Source organism: Streptomyces subrutilus, from assembly GCF_008704535.1.
Taxonomy (GTDB): domain Bacteria; phylum Actinomycetota; class Actinomycetes; order Streptomycetales; family Streptomycetaceae; genus Streptomyces; species Streptomyces subrutilus.
This window is the reverse complement of sequence record NZ_CP023701.1, coordinates 1,524,642-1,544,313: the sequence shown is the minus strand read 5'-3', so window position 1 is coordinate 1,544,313 and position 19,672 is coordinate 1,524,642. Positions and strand designations below refer to the sequence as shown.

The following is a 19,672-nucleotide window of genomic DNA, read 5'->3' as shown; positions in this document are numbered from 1 at the left end:
CCCCGCGCCCGACCCCCCGGCGTGCCTCAGGCCGTACGGCTCAGGCGGTCGGCGCCCGCCAGGACGGCCGCCGCGAGGGCGTCCGAGGCGGGGGTCGGCCGGCGGCCCTGGAGCAACGCGAACTCCACCGGCCCCAGCTCCGGCAGCCCGCCCACCCGCACCAGGCCCGGCGGAATCAGCCCCCGGGTGTGCGCCATCACGCCCAGCCCCGCCCGGGCCGCCGCGACCAGTCCGCTCAGGCTGCCGCTGGTGCACGCGATCCGCCACGTCCGGCCCTCCCTCTCCAGGGCCTCCAGGGCCCGCGCGCGGGTGATCCCCGGCGGTGGGAAGACGATGAGCGGGACCGGCCGCTCCGGGTCCACCCGCAGCCCCTCCCGCCCGATCCACACCATCCGGTCCCGCCACACCAGCCGTCCCCGCCCGTCGTCCGGCCCGCGCCGCTTGGCCAGCACCAGATCCAGGCGCCCCGCGTCCAGCCGTTCGTGCAGCGTCCCCGAGAGCTGGACCGACAGCTCCAGATCCACTTCCGGGTGCTGGTGGCGGAACCCCTCCAGGATCTCCGGCAGCCGCGTCAGCACGAAGTCCTCCGACGCCCCGAACCGCAGCCGCCCCCGCAGCCGCGTCCCGGTGAAGAAGGCAGCCGCCCGCTCGTGCGCCTCCAGGATCGTCCGCGCGAACCCCAGCAGGACCTCCCCGTCCTCCGTCAGCTCCACGCTGTGCGTGTCCCGTACGAACAACGGCCGCCCCGTCGCCTCCTCCAGCCGCCGCACGTGCTGGCTGACGGTGGACTGCCCCACCCCGAGCCGCCCCGCGGCCTGCGTGAAGCTGAGCGTCTGGGCCACCGTGAGGAAAGTCCGCAACTGCACCGGGTCGTACATCCGGCCAGGCTAGTCCACGGCCGTCGTGCACTCACTGTCATCGCGTGCCGCGATGACAGTGAGTGCGGTGTGCAGGTTTCCCGATGACCGTCCGCCCCGGACCATGGACGCGGGAACCGAACGGCCCCCGGGGCGGAGCCCCGCCGCCCCGACAGCAAGTGAGCCCCGCCATGCGCCGCCCGCACCTGCCCGCCCGGCTGCCCCTGGACCCGTACGTCCTGGCCCTGCTCGGCACCGTCGGCCTCGCCGCGCTGCTCCCCGCGCGCGGCCCGGCCGCCACCGTCGCGGGCTGGGCCGCCACCGGGGCGGTGGCCCTGCTGTTCTTCCTCTACGGCAGCCGCCTGTCGACCCGCGAGGCCCTCGACGGCGTACGGCACTGGCGGCTCCACCTCACCGTCCTCACCTGCACCTTCGTCCTCTTCCCCCTCCTCGGCCTCGCCGCCCGCCTCCTCGTCCCCACCGTGCTGACCCCGCCGCTCTACAGCGGCCTGCTCTTCCTCTGCCTGGTCCCCTCCACCATCCAGTCGTCCATCGCCTTCACCTCCATGGCCCGGGGCAACGTGCCCGCCGCCATCTGCGCCGGCTCCTTCTCCAGCCTCGCCGGCATCTTCCTGACCCCGCTCCTCGCCGCCGGACTGCTCGGCGGCCGGGCCGGCGGCTTCTCCCCGGACTCCCTGCTCAAGATCGTGCTCCAGCTGCTGCTGCCCTTCCTGCTGGGCCAGGCCCTGCGCCGCTGGACCGGCGGATTCCTCACCCGCCACCGGGCCGTGCTCGGCCTCGTCGACCGCGGCTCGATCCTGCTCGTCGTCTACACCGCCTTCAGCGCGGGCATGGTCGCGGGCATCTGGCACCAGGTCGGGATCCGACGGCTGGGCGCCCTGCTGCTCGTGGAGGCCGTACTCCTCGCGCTCATGCTCCTGACCACCTGGTACGGGGCCCGGCGGCTGGGCTTCGCCCGCGCCGACCGCATCGCCATCCAGTTCGCCGGCTCGAAGAAGAGCCTCGCCGCCGGACTGCCCATGGCCAGCGTGCTGTTCGGGGCCCAGGCGAGCCTCGCCGTGCTCCCGCTCATGCTCTTCCACCAGATGCAGCTCATGGTCTGCGCCGTCCTGGCCCGCCGCCGCGCCGCCGACCCCGAGCACCCCGAGCACCCCGAACTCGCGGGCGACCGTGTGGCAGAGGTCTCGCAGCCCTCCCAACACCCCGTCTCCCGCGCCCGGTAACGTGCGTCGGTGACCTGGATACGCCCGATCGCCGCCCGCGCCGAACGCCCCTGCACCCTCGTCGTCTGCCGCGGCTGCTGTTGCGGCGACCCGCGCAAGAACCCCGGCTCCGACCACGCCGGACAGCTCGCCCGGCTGCGCGAGGCCGCGGCCGCCTCCGGGGGCCGGCTCGCCGTCCGGACGAGCGACTGCCTCGGACCCTGCGCGCAGGCGAACGTCATCGTGGTCCAGCCCACCACCGAGGCCCGCCGCCGCGGCGCCCGCGCCGCGTGGTTCGGCTGGGCGCTGGACGACACCGCGACCGACGAGATCATCGCCTGGGCCCGGGCCGGCGGCCCGGGCGCCACCCCGGTCCCGCCCACCCTGGACCTGCACCGCATCGACCCGCCGGCCCCGAAACCGCCCGCCGACCCGGGCCGCCGCTCCCGCCGTTCCCGCTGAGCCGGGCCGGCCCGCCGCCGCCCGCCGGCCCGGCAACGCGCGGCTCGGGCCCACAGGCCCGGCCCCGCGACCGGGTTCGCGGTTCGCGGCTCACGACGGGGTTCACGGTGCACGGCTCACGGCTCACGGCTCCAGAAGGATCCGTTGCTCGCCCGCGTAGATGTTCATGTCCGGGCCGCGCAGGAAGCCGACCAGCGTCATCCCCGACTCCAGCGCCAGGTCCACGGCCAGCGAGGACGGCGCCGAGACGGCCGCGAGCACCGGGATGCCCGCCATCACGGCCTTCTGCGCGAGCTCGAAGGAGGCCCGGCCCGACACCAGCAGCACCGCCCCCGCCAGCGGCAGCCGCCCGGCCTGCAGCGCGCGGCCGACGATCTTGTCCACCGCGTTGTGCCGCCCCACGTCCTCCCGTACGTCCAGCAGCTCGCCCTCCGCCGTGAACAGCCCGGCCGCGTGCAGCCCGCCCGTACGGTCGAAGACCTTCTGGGCCGCGCGCAGCCGGTCCGGGAGCAGGGCCAGGAGCCCGGCGGGGACCCGTACCGCGTCGGCGGCCGTGGCACCCGGGAAGCGGGTCGCCGTACGGACCGCGTCCAGGCTGGCCTTGCCGCACAGGCCGCAGGAGGAGGTGGTGTAGACGTTGCGCTCCAGCGTGATGTCCGGGACCGGGACCCCGGACGCCAACTGCACGTTGACGACGTTGTAGGTGTTGGACCCGTCCTCCGCCGCCCCCTCGCAGTAGGTCACGGCCCGCACCTCGCCGGGCCGCGCCAGCACGCCCTCGCTCACGAGGAAGCCCACCGCCAGCGCGAAATCGTCACCCGGCGTACGCATGGTGATCGCCAGCGGCTTGCCGTTCAGCCGTATCTCCAGCGGCTCCTCGGCCACCAGCGTGTCCGGGCGCACCCCTGTCGTGCCGTTCCGTATCCGGACGACACGACGACGCTCGGTGACCCGTCCCATGTGATCAGCCCACCCCTTCTGTTTCCGCCAGAATCCCGACGGACTCATTGTCGCGGTTCCGCTTCGCCCGGCGCTCCCGGCAGGTAGATCCTCGGGAATCTCCAAATTCCGGTGCCGGAATCCTGTCGGATCACGCGCACTCGTACCCATGGGTAGCAGGTCAAGCTGGGGGATCCTGACGTCCGTACGAGGGGGGACCCCGCCCATGACCGGTTCACGAGTGGTGGCGCTAGGGCACTACCAGCCCGCGAGAGTGCTCACCAACGAGGACCTCGCGGCCATGGTCGACACCACCGACGAGTGGATCCTGTCCCGGGTGGGGATCAAGACCCGGCACATCGCGGGTCCGGAGGAACCGGTCGACGAGCTGGCCTTCCAGGCCGCCGGCAAGGCGCTGGCCGGCGCCGGGCTGACCCCGGACGACATCGACCTGGTCCTGGTCGCCACCTCCACGGCGATCGACCGCTCGCCGAACATGGCCGCGCGCGTCGCCGCCAAGCTGGGCATGGGCGGCGGCCCGGCCGTCATGGACATCAACGTCGTCTGTTCCGGCTTCACGCACGCGCTGGCCACCGCGGACCACGCGATCCGGGCCGGCTCGGCCACCCGCGCGCTGGTCATCGGCGCCGACAAGATGACCGAGATCACCGACTGGACCGACCGCACCACCTGCGTGCTCACCGGCGACGGCGCGGGCGCGGCCGTCGTCGAGGCGTCCGAGGAACCCGGCATCGGCCCCGTGCTGTGGGGCTCCGTCCCGGAGATGGGCAACGCGGTCCGGATCGAGGGCACCCCGCCGGTCTTCGCCCAGGAGGGCCAGTCCGTCTACCGCTGGACCACCAGCCAGCTCCCTCCGCTCGCCCGCAAGGTGTGCGAGAAGGCCGGCATCACCCCGGCGGACCTGGCCGCGGTCGTCCTCCACCAGGCCAACCTGAGGATCATCGAGCCCCTCGCCGCGAAGATCGGCGCCGTCAACGCCGTCGTCGCCCGGGACGTCGTCGACTCCGGCAACACCTCGGCCGCCAGCATCCCGATGGCCCTGTCCAAGCTGGTCCAGCGCGGCGAGATCGTCTCCGGCGCCCCCGTCCTGCTCTTCGGCTTCGGCGGCAACCTCTCGTACGCGGGCCAGGTCATCCGCTGCCCCTGAGGCACGGCCCTGCCCGGCCCGGGGGACGTCCGAGGGTTCCGGTGCGACCTCGGGCGTACCGCGAACGCTCCTCCGGGCCGACGGCGGCGGCCGGTTCCGTCCGGAGGATGGGAGGGACCGAAAAACCGCGACCGGGAGCACCGCCACATGCGCCGCACCACCCTCGCCCTCACCGTGACCGCCGCCCTCCTCGCCGCCACGGCCCTCGCCGCCCTCGTGGCGGTCCCCGCGGCCGGGACCTGGCTCGACAGCCGCCACCAGCAGACGTCGGCCTTCGACACGGGCGCCGCCGCGAAGGCGTCCCGCGCCTCGGTCCCGCGCTGGCTCCCGGACGACGCCCGGTCGGTGCGGTACGCCATGAGGACCACCGGGGGCGAGCGGCTCCTGAAGGCCACCCTGCCGGACGGCGCCCCGCCCGCCCCCTGCACGGCGGCCCCCGGGACGGCCGCGAAGGCCCCGGCGATCGGGACGGACTGGTTCCCCGCCGACGCCCGGGACAGGGCGGCCGTGCGCTGCGGGGCGTACTACGCCTACACGGACGGCGACACCCTGTACGCCTGGCAGGACAACGCGGACTGGATCAGGGACGGAGCGAACTGACCCGGCACCGCCCGCCGCCCGGCCGACCGGTCGGCACATGCTCGCAGGTCAGCACGGCGTGGCGGACGATCACCGCCCCCGGATAAGTGGTCGGAACCCCGTCGATCCTTTGCTATGGTTGTCCATGTCGCCGCGGGAAACCGGGGCCGACCACCTGGTCCGGGTGGCGGAATGGCAGACGCGCTAGCTTGAGGTGCTAGTGCCCTTTATCGGGCGTGGGGGTTCAAGTCCCCCCTCGGACACCAGCAGGAACCCCACTTCATGTGGGGTTTTTTGCCTTACAGGGCTGTGGCGTGACCAACCACGTGACCAACAGCCCGGAGACCCTGTCTCAGACCAGGGTGGGCGAGGCCGAGTCGGCCCGCGCTGGACGCGGCCAGTCGCCGCGCCCCGTTCCTCCTGCTGTGGCCGTACCGGGCAATCGTGCAGCCCGGCTCAGGTTGGCTACGGGTCCACACACATCGCCCCATCATCGAATCACTCTCTGGCACGCCAATCCCTGCCATCAACCAGGCCTTTCGGCCTGCCGGCCGCAGGACCAAAGTCCTACCGCGGCTCTATGCCGTGTAGATCGGCGTGTACGCGGCTACCTGCTCCGGGGTGACCTCCTCCACGGTCATGGCTCCCGTCCACAGGTGGTCGCGGTGGCAGTACCCGCCCAGGTTGGCGCGCTTGCCGCGCTGAAGCTTCCACGTAGCCGCAGCGAACTTCACAACCACGTCGCTGCCGCAGGTGAGCGCACGGTTCGCCTGCGCCATGATCCAGTGGGCGTGTTCGTCGTCGCCCGTGTTCGGACGGCACATCGTCCGGGCCATCTGCCACAGCCGCCCCCACTCGACTCCCGGAGTCAGGGGGCCCACCACGGCCACTTCGCCAATGCCCCGATCATCGAGGGAGTGCGTGGCGTAGCCGAAGACCGTGCCGAACATGCGGAACACCGTGACCCTGCTCTGTCCTGAGAGAGTGTCATCAACTGGCATGCGGTATACCTCTGTTCGTGGGTGAGCCCCGGACGCATTGGCCGCGGCCGGGGCTCATCTCTCGGATGGATCAGCAGCCGTCGCCGTCGCCGCAGCAGGCGGGCGGGTTGCCTTCCTTCGCCGCTCCCCACAGCCGGTCATCCACGTGGAACCCGGCGGCCCGGACCCGGTCCACCACAGAGCCGATCAGGGGCCGCGTGCGGACCGTGGCCTTGGGCTCGTGTCCCAGGAAGAACCCGAACTGCTCCTGGCACCACGCGGCGTAGGCCTGCGTGTGGAGCACGAACGAGTGCCAGCCGGGGTCAACGGCGTCCGACGGGGTCATGTCGAACGCGCGGGTATCCCCCATGACCTTCAGGAAGGCAAGGGCCTGGTCCACGATCCGGCGGGCGGTGGACAGCTCGTGTCCGTACTCCTCCGCGCAGAACGCGGGCACCTTCTCGAACAGCTCGGGACTGACGAGGTCCCGTCCGTGCCGTAAGGCGACCGGGCCTTCGAGCATCGTCGTCATAGGTGGTGCTCCTCTCGGTTCAAGCAGCGGGCGGGGGCGGGAACGGGTCCCCGCCGGAACCTCCGGTCTTCTCTCCGGGGTCGGTCATCGCTGCACCTCCTCTCGCTTGCGGTCGACGTCACCAGCGGATTCGCTGGGCGTCCCCTCCGGCGCAGTCAGGGCACCTTCGGCGGCCGAGCTTGCACATGTGGCACGCCTCGTAGTCGAACCCGCGGCAGTAGTCACACCAGACCGTTCGGTGCCCGACGCAGGTGCCGCAGTAGGTCACGCCCGGGACCAGGTGCGTGCCTGTGCCTGCCGGGTCGGGTCCAGGCGTCACGGCCCGAGGTCATAGAGGCCATCCCGCCGTGCTTGCATCAGGCGGCCACAGCCCGAGCGCTGGGGCACTTGTTGTGCCGGTAGACGATGACGGGTGCGCCGGACGTGCGGTCCTCGACGCGTCGGCGTACAGGCTCCAAAGGCTTGACCTTGCGCGAGCACGCGGAGCACGTCCGTCCCGGGGCATAGGTCAGGTACTCCCACACGTCCCGGTCGAACTCTGGAATCTCTTCCTTCTCCGCCCTCGCCATGCCGCACCCCTTCGCTGCCGCTCCCGTGTATCGGCGCTAATGGTGTACGAGCGAAAGGCTTGATACTAGGCGGTTTCTTGTTCCCTCAAGAAGTCGTCTCGGATGCCTGCGACGAGGTCCCACATGTCTTCACCTGAAAGGGCGACACGGTCGAACATCTGGAACTTTTCCACGTATAGCTCGATATCCCGCATCTCACTGGTGGTGATTTCAGCGTGCGGGATTTCCACAATCACGAGCCGGCAGTCGAATAGGACGAACGAGGATGTGGGAAGTCCAGGCATGGCGGCAGAGAGGGGAACAATCCCAATCCGAATGTTTGACATCCGAGACATGGTGATGAGCTTGTCCATTTGCGCAGCCATCATCGGGGCCGGGATCAGCTTCCACCTGATGGCCGATTCCGTGATCAGGAATTCGAATGTGCGGGATCGGTCGTACAGGACTTCCTGACGGCGCAGACGCGCCCCGATCATCTTCTCAAGGGCATCGTCAGTAAGTTCCGAGCCTTGCTGAACTCCCCGCACATATTCGGGAGTCTGAAGCAGCCCGGGGATGCAGGAGGGCTGAAACACCCTGAGTAGGGTTGTCTGAGCCTCTATTGCCTGGATCTCTTCCTGATGCTTGTACAGGCCGATGCGCCGATAGATGCGCCACGCTGTGGCCTCGGTGGCCACCTGCCGGGCCACCTCGGTTAGCTGCTCCTTCATCTCCTTGGAAATTTCCAAGGCTGTCAGAACACGCTCTACATCGAGGACGCTCGGAGCTAGCGCCCCGTTCTCAATCTTGCTCAGTTTGCTTGGGGACATGGCAGCGCTGCGGGCCACCACTTTCGCCTGCTTTCCGCTGGCTACTCGCAATTCCCGCAGCGCTCTGCCCAGGTCTGTTCCGTTCACACTTCCCCGTACTGCTCCCACCAGTCAGCAAAAGGCACAGCCCGGCTCAGGGCCACGTCTCGCCGTTCCAACCATTCAGCAGGACTGATGTGGGATTCCGCGCCGAGGAATTTGCCGCCCTCGGCATAGTTCATGGAGACGACGGATGATTCATCGAACATCCAGAAGTCCGGAACACCTTCGAGCGGGTTCGGCTGGTTCGTGGTGTCCAGGATGAAGAACTCCTCACCAGCCTTGGCGTTCTTCTGGTATCCCCATCCAAGTTCGAACCGAAGATAGTCCGTCATGGGCCGCGAAATAATGTGGACGCGGTACATGCGCTTTCCCGCGTCAATGTTCTCGCGTACTTCGTCGGACCATTCCTGGTTGTAGTTGTCCGGCTGAGGCTCACCGGCCAGAAATGCGCGGATCATCTCCGCGTCTGATGATCCGCTGTAGTCGTCCAGGGTTTCCAGCCGGAAGGCTTCTCGGCGGAAGGTGGAGAACAGTTTCTCGAACTCAGCGGGCGAGATATTCACGCGCGTACCTCTCGATGATCTCTGCGGGGATGCGGACCACGGTCTCACCGGCCGGAACGTCCAGACCAGCCGTCTCAGCGTCCGTCGTGTCGTAGCCCTGCACCAGGAGGTCCACCGTGCCGTCGACGCGGTACAGCGTTGCGCACGTGCCCTTCTCGCACTCTCCTACCAGCCGTGTGACTGCCATGCCGTCCCCCTGCTGTTGTGAGGTCTTCGGTGGTGTCCCGTTCGATGCTCCCGGCCCCGCGGCAGGAGGGTCAAGTGATCACAGTTGAGGGAACAGGAAACTGTGCGGGTAGGCCGGATCGCGTCGGCCAGGATATTGGGGTTGGCCACGTGACCAACGCATGACCAACAGCGGTCCGGAACGGTCCGAAACGCATGGGACGCATGACCAACCCCAGCCGTCAAGAAGTGGCCTCACAGGGCATGTTTCCCCAGGTCAGGACGTAAGAAGGCTGGTGCCCGAGTGGAGGGTTCAAGTCCCCCCTCGGACACCAGCAGGAACCCCACTTCGGTGGGGTTCTTTTGCGTTCCGGGGCGGTTCGGATGCCCTGGGGTCCCTCAGGGGTGCAGGACCACCAGGCCGTTCGGGGTGGTGAGGGCGCCCTGGGTGAGCGGGGTGTAGGTCTGGGGGAGGCACAGGCGGGGCTCGTCCGTCGGCGGGGCGGCGGCGAAGAGGTACGCGGCCGCCGCCGTGGTGTCGGTGACCAGGTGGGGGCCGGTGGGTGCGGCCGTCGTGCCGGTCAGCTGGGTGCGGAAGAGGCGCCGGAGGTGGCGGAGGGTCTCCGCGGTGGCCGGGGTGCGCGTCGGAGGCGGGCCGGCCGGGGGCGGCGCGGTGACGGGGCGCCGTGCGTGGGGGGCGTCCGGGGCGGCCTGGGCGTCGGGCGGGATCGCGCCCGACAGGAGCAGGGCGAGGAGGACCGGGACCGCCGTGCGGCGCAGTGCCTCCGTGGCGGCCCGCAGCCGGTGGGCGCGGGGTGCGGGCAGGGACAGCGCGAGGGTTCCGGCCGCGCCGCCCGCAGTGATCGGGACCGCCGCGCAGACGACGCGGGACGAGTACTCCCGCAGGTCGAAGACGGGCGCGCCCGGAGCCACCGCGTCCAGGGACGTGAACAGGGTCCGGCTGTCGGTGATGGTCCGCGCGGTGAGCCGGGCCGGGCGGTGCCGGGCCACGTGGTCGGCGCGCCGGTCGTGGTCGAGCTGGGCCAGCAGGCACTTGCCGACCGCGCTGGCGTGGGCGGCGTCGCGGAAGTCGACCCACTCCCGGACGGCCGGGGCCCCGGGTCCGGCCGCCGTCTGGGTGATCCGGACCTCGCCCTCGGCGTACCTGCCCAGGTAGACCGCGGCCCCCGCGCCGTCGCGGGCCAGGGCCAGGGTGCCCTGCAGTTGGGCCGCCAGGCCGCCCGGGGCGGCGAGCCGGTCCAGGGCGGGGCCGCGGGCGTACACCCCGGCGCCGGGCCGGCACGCGTACCCCTCCTCGCACAGCATCGACAGCACCCGGTCGAGCTCCGCCTCGGACAGCCCCGACCGCCGGGCGAGCCGGGCCGTTCGGACCCCGAGCGGGTACCGGTCCAGGAGCGTGACGACGGTCAGCGCGCGGCGGGCCTCCGCCAGGGCCGCTCCGGTCCCGGCCTGGACGACCGTCCCGCGGGCCGCGGCCGTCAGCGCCGGGTGGCGCAGCGCGCCGGGGGCCGGGCGCGGCGCGGCCACCCGTACGACGGCGGGCCCGGGCGGCCGGAAGCCGCCCAGCACCGCCGACAGCCCGGGCCGGGGCAGCGGCACCGGCCCCAGGTCGGGGTCGTCGTGCTGGTCGACGTACCGCAGGACGGCGGCCTGCGCGCACAGCCGTACCTCGCGCAGGTCCCGGCGGCCGCCCGGCCGGAAGCCGCGGCGGCCCAGCTCGCGGGCCCAGAACCGGGCGTCGTGGTGCTCGCCGCGCCGGGAGTGGTCGAGGAAGAGGCAGTACGCGGCGGTCGAGGTCCGCGCGCTGCCGGAGCCGGCGGCGAACTGCCACCAGAAGCGGGCCCCTTCGCGCAGTCCCGAGAGGTGGAGCACGCAGCCGAAGACGACGGCGCCGGGCAGGTCGGTGCGCCCGCCGTCGGCGAAGGAGTCGAGCCGGGCCCCGGCTCCCGGCGCGCACACGGCGGCCAGGCAGGCGGCCTTGAGGTCGCGGCGGGCCTGCTCGGCGTCGAGCGGGCAGTCCCGGGCCGGGTCGCTCCAGCCGTGGTCCGGACGGCGCCGGGCGCGGTGCCCGGCGGGCGGGCGGGGGGTGGCGCGCAGCAGCCGGGCCTCGGCCGCGCCGAGGTCGTAGTGCGGGTAGCGGTCGCGGACGCCCGCGCGGGCGAGGAGTTCGGCCAGGGAGCGGGGGAGGGGGGCGTCCTCCGGCCGCTCGCGCCGTTCGAAGGGCCTCATGACCCGGCGGACGTGTCGAGCAGCCGGGCGAGCCGGCGGTGGGCCTGGCCGAGGTGGGAGCGGACCGTGGCCTCGTCGACGCCCATCACGGCGGCGGCCTCGCCGGGGGTGCACCGCAGGCCGTAGCGCAGGAGGACGGCGTCGCGCTGCCGCTCCACCAGTCGGGAGACGGCGGAGTAGAAGCGGATGGTGTCGGTCAGCACCTCGTACCGGTCGGCCCGGGCCTCCCGGAGGGCGGCCTCGAAGGCGCTGGTGTCCATCGGCTCGGGGCGGTGCCGCCAGGGGTCGCGGGGGTGCTGGCGGTCGACTATGCAGCGCTTGAGCACGGTCCAGGCGTAGGCGTCCAGCCGGTCCATGTGCAGCATCCGGAGCCATTCGCCCATGATGGTGTCGAAGGCGGCGTCCACCGCCTGTTCCGCGCCCCGGTCGGAGCCCAGGTGCAGGTAGGCGAAGCGCATGTACGCGGGCCGCCGGTCGGCGTGGAAGGCCCAGTACGACAGGCGCGCCGTCGGACCCCACTGGCTCATGGGAGTCGGTCGCCGGTGCCTGCTGGGCAGCCCCACCGCCCCGCCGGATTCCTCCGGTCCGCCTTCGCTCACCGCTCCGCCCCCTCCCTGTGCCGCTCCCAGAGAACCAGCGCGGGCGCACGAGCAGGGCGCAGAGAAGAAACATGGAAATATTACGTTCGGTGATGATCAGTAGATGATCGATGTCGATCGGCCACTCGCTCAACCAGCGCGGATGCATATGCCGGAGCCGGAACGGACCCCGTGGGGAGCCGACGCGCGGTGCACTGGATGTGACCATCCCAAGATTCACTCGTTTGTCTGAGCGTGAGCACATCGCAGCGATTCGGCTCCACGGCAGTCGAACAGGCCGAGGCGGTCCTCGTCGAGCAGTACCCCCAACTGGTACGGCTGGCGTACGTCACCCTCCCCGACTCCTTCGGGCGTCACGCACGCGTACTGCTGGCCCACCGGGCGGTGCAGCGGGCCCTGCCCCGGGGCATAGGGCGCAGCATAGGCGGGCCCGGCCCCGGCGGGCCCGCACCCGGTGCCGTCGGGGGGCCCGACGGCCCCGGCCCGCTCTCCGAGGTGCGCGTCCGGGTGCTGCGCGCCGCCCTCGCCCCGGCCGGACGGGTGCGCGCGGCCCTGGCGCGGGCCGGCTGGCCGCCGGTCCCGCCGTTCGTCTGGGGGCTGCGGCTGTGGCCCCCGGCCGGCGGCATCGACGAGGCCGCCCGGGTCCTGACCGGGGCGCCGGGGCCGGTCCGGGCCGCCTTCGTCCTCCACCGCATGGACGGGCTGCCCGAGGAGGCGGTGGTCCGACTCCTCGGCGCGGCCGGCGTCGCCGACCCGGCCGACGGGGTCCGCGAAGCCCTCGCCCTGCCCGTCGACGAAGCCCTGCCGGCCGCCCTGCGCCACCCGGAGTTCGACGCCAGCGTGGTCAGCACCCGCCCCACCGACCTGCTCCGGCGCCGCCGCCGGGTCCGGGCCGGGTGGGGCGCGGCGGCCGTCGTCGCGCTCGTCACCGGGGTGGTGCTCGCCGATGCCCCGCCGCCCCGGCCCGAGGTCACCCCCGCCGCCGGACCCGTGGCCGCCGGGGCCCTCGACCCCGCACGGCTGGTCCGGGTCCCGGCCGAGGCCTGGGCCGACACCGCCCGCGTGGACTTCACCGCCTGGCCGGCCCGCGGCGCGCGCACCGCCGACCGGGCCCTGCTGGCGCGGGCGCTGGGCACCTGGGCGGCCCGGCCGGGCGGGGTCCCCGTCGTCGCCGCGCCCGGCACCGCGACCGACCCGCCGGCCCGGCCGCCGCACCTGCTGTACGCCGGGGACAGCGAGGGCCGGGCCGTCGTGCTGCTGCTCGACGGGGACCGCGTGGTCCGCTACGCCGAAGCCGCCGACGGGCCGCGCGCACGGGAGCTCGCCTTCGCCCGTACCGACGACGCCGGGGTGACCACCGCCGCCGCGCTCACCGTCGTCCGCAACACCGCGGGGGGAGCCGCCCGCTACCTGCTCGCCCCGTGGGTCGACCGGGCCGGTACCCGCGACCTGCTCCGGGCCGGGGACGGCGCCGCACCGCTGGCCGTGGCGGCCGACGGGGTCACGGCGCCGGTCGCGGTGCCCCCCTCCGACGGGGCCTGCGGCTCCTGGCCGGTCCTCGAACTCACCTCCTCGGCCCGGATCGTCGAGAAGCACGCCTTCGTCCTCGCCGACCTGGGCGCGCTGTCCCCCGTCCACCTGACCTACACCCCGCTGCCCGACGGACCGGGCGCCGTCCCCGCGCGGCAGCCGCGCGAGGTCACCGGGCCGGCCGCGCGCGCCGCCTGGGTGCCGGCCGCGTGCCGGCTGCGCGAGCTGGGCGGGGGCGCCGTACGCGCCGTCAACGTATGGGACTTCGCCGACTCCCAGCTCCCCGAGGGCGCCGGCCGCGCCGTGTGGTCCTGCACCCGGGCCTCCGGCTGGGCCGGTCCCGGCGACGTACTGGTGCAGCTGCGGCCACCGGCCGGCCCGTCGCTGGACGTCGCGCGGGCCCGGTCCACGGCGGCCTGCGGACGCTTCGGGCAGCACCTGCTGGCGGGCACCCGGTGGCGCTCGCCCGCCGGCCGCTGGTACCTGCTGGCCGCCGGGAGCCGGGAGGTCGCCGCCATCAGCGCGGCCGGCGCGGTCCGCGCGGAGGCCGCCGGCCGCAGCCTGGCCGCGCCCGCCGCGGAGGCGGGCGCCCCGGTGACCCTCACCGCCCGGCTCGCGAGCGGGGCCCGGATCACCGCGCTCGACGGGGCGTCGGGGGGACGGGACTAGAGGCGGGACTGTCGGACGGACTGTCGGACGGACTGTCGGACGGACCGTCGGGCGGGGCCGGTGGCGCACGGGCTCCCGGCGGTCCGGGGGCCGGCCGACCGGCTGTAGCATGGGCGCGATCGCGAGGGCCGTGACGGAGAGGTCACTGCCCTCGCTTTTGCGTTTAGTCCACCAGAACAAATGCGGCGCGGGGCCTTTCGGCGGTTCGATACGATGAACCGCGTTCACATTCCGTCACGTCACGCTGCACCGCACAGAGGAAATGGAGCATCCGAGGATGGCTCGACACCTGATCACCAGCGCGCTTCCGTACATCAACGGGATCAAGCACCTGGGCAACATGGTCGGGTCGATGCTTCCGGCGGACGTGTACTCCCGGTACCTCCGCCAGCGCGGCCACGACGTCCTGTACATCTGCGCCACCGACGAGCACGGCACCCCCGCCGAACTCGCCGCGAAGGAAGCCGGCGTCTCCGTCGCCGAATTCTGCGCGCAGGCACACGACGCCCAGAAGGCGGTCTACGACGGCTTCCGGCTGTCCTTCGACCACTTCGGCCGCAGCTCCTCCGCGCAGAACGCCGAGATCACCCAGCACTTCGCCCGGCAGCTCCAGCGGAACGGCTTCATCGAGGAGCGCGCGATCCGGCAGGTGTACTCGCCGGCCGACGGCCGCTTCCTGCCCGACCGCTACGTCGAGGGCACCTGTCCGCACTGCGGCTACGACAAGGCCCGCGGCGACCAGTGCGAGAACTGCACCCGCGTCCTGGACCCGACGGACCTGATCGAGCCCCGCTCGGCCATCTCCGGCTCCACCGACCTGGAGGTACGGGAGACCACGCACCTCTTCCTCCTCCAGTCCAAGCTCCAGGTCGAGGTCGAGGCCTGGGTGGCGGAGCACGAGGAGGAGTGGCCGCAGCTGGCCTCCTCCATCGCCCGCAAGTGGCTGACCGAGGGCCTGCACGACCGCGCCATCACCCGCGACCTGGACTGGGGCGTCCCGGTGCCGGCCGACACGTGGCCCGAGCTGGCCGCCGCGGGCAAGGTCTTCTACGTCTGGTTCGACGCGCCGATCGAGTACATCGCCGCCACCAAGGAGTGGGCGGACGCCGACCCGGCCGGCCGCGACCACAAGGCGTGGTGGTACGAGGCCGCGGACGTCCGCTACACCCAGTTCATGGCCAAGGACAACGTCCCCTTCCACACCGTCATGTTCCCGGCAACCGAGCTGGGCACCCGCGAGCCGTGGAAGAAGGTCGACTACGTCAAGGCGTTCAACTGGCTGACGTACTACGGCGGCAAGTTCTCCACCTCGCAGAAGCGCGGCGTCTTCACCGACCAGGCCCTCGACATCCTCCCGGCCGACTACTGGCGCTACTTCCTCATCGCCAACGCGCCCGAGTCCGACGACTCCTCGTTCACGTGGGAGCACTTCACCGCCACAGTCAACAAGGACCTCGCCGACACCCTGGGCAACTTCGTCAACCGGGTGCTGTCCTTCTCCCGCAAGCGCTTCGGCGACGAGGTCCCGGCGGGCAACGCGGCCGGCGAGGCCGAGGCGAAGCTGGGCGGCCAGATCGCCGAGCTCCTCGCCGAGTACGAGAACCACATGGAGACCCTCCAGTACCGCAAGGCCGCGGCGGCCCTGCGCGCGCTGTGGTCGGCCGGAAACTCCTACCTGGAGGAGAAGGCCCCCTGGCTGGAGATCAAGACGGACCCGGAGGGCGCGGCGCTGACCCTGCGCACCGCGATGAACCTCATCCACCTCTACTCGGTGGTCTCCGAGCCCTTCATCCCGGCCTCGGCGGCCGCCATGCGCTCCGCGTTCGCGCTGGCCGACGACACCGCGTCGTGGGTCACCCCGGAGCAGGCCAGGTCCCTGGACGCGGTCCCGGCGGGGACTCCGTTCACCGTGCCGCCGGTGCTCTTCGCGAAGATCACCGAAGACGACCTGGAGTCCTACCGCGAGCGCTTCGGCGGATCGCCGGACGCCTGAGGCTCCCGGCCGCCACGCGTGAGGGGCGCGACCCGTCGGGGTCGCGCCCCTCACGCGTGCCCGCCCGCGGCCCGGCCCCGCCCGCACCGCGGACGGGTCAGACCGTCGCGCCCAGGACCAGGAACCCGCAGATCAGCACGGCCAGGATCGCCAACAGGGGCCAGACGAAGCGCAGGTACGTGTCGTAGCCGACCTTGGCCAGGGCGACGCCGCCGATGGTCACGGCCGTGGTCGGCACCCAGAGGTTCATCCAGCCGCTCGCCGACTGCCAGGCCGTGACCACCAGCGCCCGGGAGACGCCAGCGAAGTCGGCGAGCGGGGCCAGGATCGGCATGGCGAGGGTGGCGTGGCCGGAGGTCGAGGGGATCAGGAAGGCCAGCGGCAGGTTGACCACGAAGACGATCACGGCGAAGACACCGGACGAGGTGCCCCGGACCACGCCCTCGACGGCGTGCAGGACCGTGTCGGTGATCTTCGCATTGTTCATGATGACGGTGACCCCGCGGGCCAGCATGATGACCAGCGCGGGGGAGGTGAAGTCCGCCGCGCCCCGGACGATCGTGCTGCTGAGCTTCGCCTCGCCCAGCCGCGCCACCAGTCCCACCAGCACCGCCGCGCACAGGAACAGCGCCGAGAGCTCGGCGAAGGACCAGCCCAGCTCCCAGGCGTACGGGGCCGCGTCCGCCCGGCCGGTCAGCGCGCCGCGCCAGGGCACCACCGAGAAGACCATGAACCCGAAGACCAGGGCGAGCAGCGCCAGCACCGTGCGGTGCAGGCCGGTCAGCTCCGGTGCCGCCACCTCGGCGCCGGTGGCGCGCTGGGCGCGGTCGCCGGGCAGGAATCCGCACAGGGAGGCGGCCGGGTCCCGCTGGACGCGCCGCGCGTACCGGACGACGTAGAGGATCGTCACGGCGGTCAGCACCACCCACATCGCGAACCGCAGCACGATGCCGTCGCCCAGCGAGATGCCGGCGGCCGAGGAGGCCACGCCGGTGGCGAACGGGTTCACCGTCGAGCACAGGACGCCGACGCCCGCGCCCAGGATCGCCGAGCCGACGGCGACGAGCCGGTCGTAGCCGAGGGCCAGCATCATCGGCACCAGGAGCCCGTAGAACCCGAGCGTCTCCTCCGCGAACCCCTCCACCGTGCCGAGCACGGAGAACACCAGCATGACGGCGGTGATCAGCAGCGCGCCGCGGTCGCGCAGCCGGTGGGCGAGCCGGGCGATGCCGCGGTCGAGGGCGCCGGTGGCGAAGACGACCGTGATGAACGCGCCGATGGCCAGGACGAACAGGAAGACCCCCGCGCTCCCGTACAGCTCGCCGGCGAAGGTGGGGCCGACCTCGCCGGTCACCGGGTCGCGAAGCCCGTAGAGGCCGTTGACGGGCGAGAGGAACAGGTCCCGCAGGCGCTCGGTGAGGCTCTGGGGGGCGTGGACCCGGTGGTAGGTGCCGGAGACGGGCGAGCCGTCGGCATCGCGGTCGTACTGCCCGGCCGGGACGAGGAAGGCCAGCAGCCAGACGGCCACCGTGACGAGGGCCAGGACGGTCAGCGCGGAGGGGAGGCGGAACCGGCCGCCGGGTGCGGGCGCACCGGCAGGGTCCGCGCCGGGCTCGGCGGGCGGTACGGGAGGGGTGGGCGGCAGCGGAGGGGCGGTGGTCACCGCAGGCCCCCGCGCGGACCGGACCCCGCGACGGCGTACGGGGCCCGCGGCGCGGACCGCGGTCCGGCCGTGCGGCGCACCGTCCGGTCCGGGTACGGGGCCCGCGGCGCGGGTCCGCGTCCGGCCGTGCGGCGCACCGTCCGGTCCGCCGGGCTGCCGAGACCGTCCCGTTCCATCGCCACCGTCCCTCTGGTGCCCCGCGCTGCGCGCAGAGTGCTCCCTCCGATCATGGGCCGCGGCAGGGGCGCCCGCCGTGAGGGGTGGGCCGGGCGGGTGAAGGGGGTGAACGGCACATAAGGCGAGGTGGGGACGGTGCTCGGGCGCGGCCGAACCCGCATCCGCGCCTAGAATCCAGGTATGAACCAGAGCGGCCCCAAGGCAGAACTCGGAGACTTCCTTCGCTCCCGCCGCGGGCGCATCCGGCCCGAGGACGCCGGGCTGCGCTCCCTCGGGGGCCGCCGCCGGGTGCCGGGGCTGCGCCGCGAGGAGCTCGCCCGGCTGGCCGGCGTCAGCGTGGACTACTACACGCGCTTCGAGCAGGGCCGCGCCGGGAACGTCTCGGACGCCGTCCTCGGCGCCGTCGCCGTCGCGCTGCGCCTGGACGACGCCGAGACCGCCCACCTCACCCGGCTGGTCCGCACGGCGGGTCGCGGCGCCGGGTCCGTACGGGCCGCGGCGGCCCTCGACGGGGCGCGGGAGCCGCAGGAGGTGCGGGCCGGGCTGCGCAGGCTGCTGGAGTCGATGCCGGAGACCCCTGCCTTCGTGGTGGGCCGGCGCACCGACATCCTCGCCTGGAACCCGCTCTTCGCCACCCTGGTCACGGACTTCGGCGCCCTGCCGCCCGAGCACCGCAACAAGGCCTGGCTGGTCTTCCTCGACCCCGAGGTGCGCGGCCGGTTCGTCAACTGGGAGCGCAAGGCGCGCGATCTCGTCGCCTTCCTCCGCTTCGACCTCGGACGCCACCCGCACGATCCGCGGTTCGCGGCGCTGATCGCCGAACTGGGCGAGCGGAGCCCCGAGTTCAACGGATTGTGGGCGGAGCAGGAGGTACGGGGGAAGACGCACGGCGGCTACCACCTGCGCCACCCGCTGGTCGGCGAGTTCACCCTCGCCTACGAGAGCCTCAACCTGCCGGACGACCCGGACCAGACGCTGATCACCTACACCGCGGAGGCCGGCTCGCCCTCGGAAGCCGCCCTGCGCATCCTCTCGGAGGCGTCGGCGTCGGCGGCCGCGTCTGCGTCGTCGGCGTCGCGTCCGGGCGAGGGCCTCGGTCCGGCCGCCGGACCGGTGCGGACGCCTCCGGCGTAGCCCGGTCCCGGCGCGCGCCGGGCCGCGCCGCGGCCCATCGCCTCGAACCGCGCAGGGCCGTGCCGGATCCGGTGCCGCGCGCGGCGTGTCGAAGCGCGCCCGTGATCGTTTCTTCAGCCGTACCCCTACATCGGCTGCGGAACGGGAGGACGCGCGGTGACCGCTTGGCAGTACCTCGCCGGGGCGGGTCTGGTGGCGGCGCTGTGCCCGCTGTACGGCCACGTGGCGGTCGCGGGCGACGGCCACGGCCGCGGCGCCCGGGTCGACCTCTGCGTGCCCGGTGGCCCGCACGGGCACCTCGTCGTACGGCCGCCCGCGGCCGACCCCTCCGGCCGGCCCACGGTGCGGCCGACCGCGCCCGGCCCGGGACGGCCGACCGTGCACCATCCGGGGCGGACCCCGCTGCCCGCCGCCCCGCCCCCGTCGTCCGCACCGGCCGCCCGGCCGGCGCCGGCGCCGGCGCCGGACGCCGGGGACGCGAAGCCGCCGGAGGCCGGGCCGGACGTCGCGGCCGCCGTCGGACCGACGCCCGCGCCGTCCCCGGCTCCGCCCCGGGCGGCGCCGGTCGCGGCGCGGGTGAGCGCCTTCCACATGCGTCCGTACCGCGCGGTGGCCCTGCAGCGGCGCACCCCGGGCGGCCTGTCCACCGTGATGCTCATGACCGTCGTCACCACCCCGGCCGTGCTCGCGGCCGCCGCCCTGCGCCCGGGCTCCAGGCGGCGCGGCTGACCGTCCCGCCCCCGGGCACCCGGTCCGCGCACCGCCGACC

At 73.1% G+C, this 19,672-nt stretch carries 18 protein-coding genes and 1 tRNA gene; 9 read left to right on the top strand and 10 right to left on the bottom strand.

All coding sequences use genetic code 11. The features are described 5' to 3' along the window. Positions 1 to 26: 26 nt before the first annotated feature. A complete protein-coding gene (locus tag CP968_RS06720; RefSeq protein ID WP_150517119.1) occupies positions 27 to 878 on the bottom strand; it encodes a LysR family transcriptional regulator in 852 nt (283 codons plus the stop codon). A 170-nt stretch (positions 879 to 1,048) separates the two neighbouring features. Between CP968_RS06720 and CP968_RS06715 the strand changes: the two genes are divergently transcribed. Together CP968_RS06715 and CP968_RS06710 are read left to right on the top strand one after the other, a co-directional pair. After that, positions 1,049 to 2,101, top strand: a complete 1,053-nt coding sequence (locus CP968_RS06715) for a bile acid:sodium symporter family protein (RefSeq protein ID WP_150517118.1) — start codon at positions 1,049 to 1,051, stop codon at positions 2,099 to 2,101. Positions 2,102 to 2,110: 9 nt separating this feature from the next. Further along, entirely contained in the window at positions 2,111 to 2,542 is a 432-nt protein-coding gene (locus CP968_RS06710) for a (2Fe-2S) ferredoxin domain-containing protein (RefSeq protein ID WP_189828858.1), read from the top strand. A gap of 123 nt (positions 2,543 to 2,665) precedes the next feature. Here CP968_RS06710 and fdhD read toward each other — a convergent pair whose 3' ends face one another. Then, a complete protein-coding gene (gene fdhD / locus CP968_RS06705; protein WP_150517117.1) occupies positions 2,666 to 3,502 on the bottom strand; it encodes a formate dehydrogenase accessory sulfurtransferase FdhD in 837 nt (278 codons plus the stop codon). Between the two features lie 205 nt (positions 3,503 to 3,707). On the opposite strand from fdhD, the gene CP968_RS06700 reads away from it, so the two are divergent. From CP968_RS06700 to CP968_RS06690, 3 genes are all read left to right on the top strand, one after another. Next, positions 3,708 to 4,649, top strand: coding sequence for a beta-ketoacyl-ACP synthase III (locus CP968_RS06700; RefSeq protein WP_150517116.1), 942 nt, complete (start codon positions 3,708 to 3,710; stop codon positions 4,647 to 4,649). A gap of 147 nt (positions 4,650 to 4,796) precedes the next feature. Further along, entirely contained in the window at positions 4,797 to 5,249 is a 453-nt protein-coding gene (locus CP968_RS06695) for a hypothetical protein (RefSeq protein WP_150517115.1), read from the top strand. A 157-nt stretch (positions 5,250 to 5,406) separates the two neighbouring features. Continuing rightward, positions 5,407 to 5,494, top strand: a tRNA-Leu gene (locus tag CP968_RS06690). Between the two features lie 312 nt (positions 5,495 to 5,806). Here the strand turns inward: CP968_RS06690 and CP968_RS06685 are convergent. The 7 genes from CP968_RS06685 to CP968_RS06650 form a co-directional block, all read right to left on the bottom strand. Continuing rightward, positions 5,807 to 6,178 (bottom strand): hypothetical protein, encoded by a 372-nt coding sequence (locus CP968_RS06685; RefSeq protein ID WP_229886076.1) that lies wholly within the window; start codon positions 6,176 to 6,178, stop codon positions 5,807 to 5,809. Between the two features lie 121 nt (positions 6,179 to 6,299). Further along, the gene (locus CP968_RS06680; protein WP_229886078.1) at positions 6,300 to 6,740 is read right to left on the bottom strand and encodes a glycine-rich domain-containing protein; all 441 of its coding nucleotides are present in this window, start codon (positions 6,738 to 6,740) and stop codon (positions 6,300 to 6,302) included. Positions 6,741 to 7,374: 634 nt separating this feature from the next. After that, positions 7,375 to 8,205: a helix-turn-helix domain-containing protein gene (locus tag CP968_RS06670; RefSeq protein ID WP_150517112.1), complete on the bottom strand. Its 831-nt coding sequence runs from the start codon at positions 8,203 to 8,205 to the stop codon at positions 7,375 to 7,377. Further along, positions 8,202 to 8,723 carry a DUF6879 family protein gene (locus CP968_RS06665; RefSeq protein ID WP_150517111.1) on the bottom strand — a complete coding sequence of 174 codons (522 nt, stop codon included), beginning with the start codon at positions 8,721 to 8,723 and terminating at the stop codon, positions 8,202 to 8,204. Before CP968_RS06665 ends, CP968_RS06670 begins: the two co-directional genes overlap by 4 nt. Then, entirely contained in the window at positions 8,704 to 8,910 is a 207-nt protein-coding gene (locus CP968_RS06660; RefSeq protein WP_150517110.1) for a hypothetical protein, read from the bottom strand. The genes CP968_RS06665 and CP968_RS06660 overlap by 20 nt, the downstream gene beginning before the upstream one ends. Positions 8,911 to 9,287: 377 nt before the next feature. Beyond that, complete coding sequence (locus CP968_RS35535; protein ID WP_229886080.1) at positions 9,288 to 11,138, bottom strand: IclR family transcriptional regulator domain-containing protein; 1,851 nt, start codon at positions 11,136 to 11,138, stop codon at positions 9,288 to 9,290. Continuing rightward, positions 11,135 to 11,665 (bottom strand): sigma factor-like helix-turn-helix DNA-binding protein, encoded by a 531-nt coding sequence (locus tag CP968_RS06650; protein WP_229886082.1) that lies wholly within the window; start codon positions 11,663 to 11,665, stop codon positions 11,135 to 11,137. Before CP968_RS06650 ends, CP968_RS35535 begins: the two co-directional genes overlap by 4 nt. A gap of 306 nt (positions 11,666 to 11,971) precedes the next feature. Here CP968_RS06650 and CP968_RS06645 point away from each other — a divergent pair, with 306 nt between their 5' ends. Further along, positions 11,972 to 13,936: a hypothetical protein gene (locus CP968_RS06645; protein WP_229886084.1), complete on the top strand. Its 1,965-nt coding sequence runs from the start codon at positions 11,972 to 11,974 to the stop codon at positions 13,934 to 13,936. A 277-nt stretch (positions 13,937 to 14,213) separates the two neighbouring features. Next, positions 14,214 to 15,929, top strand: a complete 1,716-nt coding sequence (gene metG / locus CP968_RS06640) for a methionine--tRNA ligase (RefSeq protein WP_150517108.1) — start codon at positions 14,214 to 14,216, stop codon at positions 15,927 to 15,929. A gap of 97 nt (positions 15,930 to 16,026) precedes the next feature. Here metG and CP968_RS06635 read toward each other — a convergent pair whose 3' ends face one another. Further along, complete coding sequence (locus CP968_RS06635) at positions 16,027 to 17,592, bottom strand: YfcC family protein (protein WP_373304020.1); 1,566 nt, start codon at positions 17,590 to 17,592, stop codon at positions 16,027 to 16,029. A 357-nt stretch (positions 17,593 to 17,949) separates the two neighbouring features. Between CP968_RS06635 and CP968_RS06630 the strand changes: the two genes are divergently transcribed. Together CP968_RS06630 and CP968_RS06625 are read left to right on the top strand one after the other, a co-directional pair. Continuing rightward, positions 17,950 to 18,903, top strand: coding sequence for a helix-turn-helix transcriptional regulator (locus tag CP968_RS06630; RefSeq protein ID WP_150517107.1), 954 nt, complete (start codon positions 17,950 to 17,952; stop codon positions 18,901 to 18,903). Positions 18,904 to 19,059: 156 nt separating this feature from the next. Then, a complete protein-coding gene (locus CP968_RS06625) occupies positions 19,060 to 19,632 on the top strand; it encodes a hypothetical protein (RefSeq protein WP_150517106.1) in 573 nt (190 codons plus the stop codon). The last annotated feature ends 40 nt before the right edge of the window (positions 19,633 to 19,672 follow it).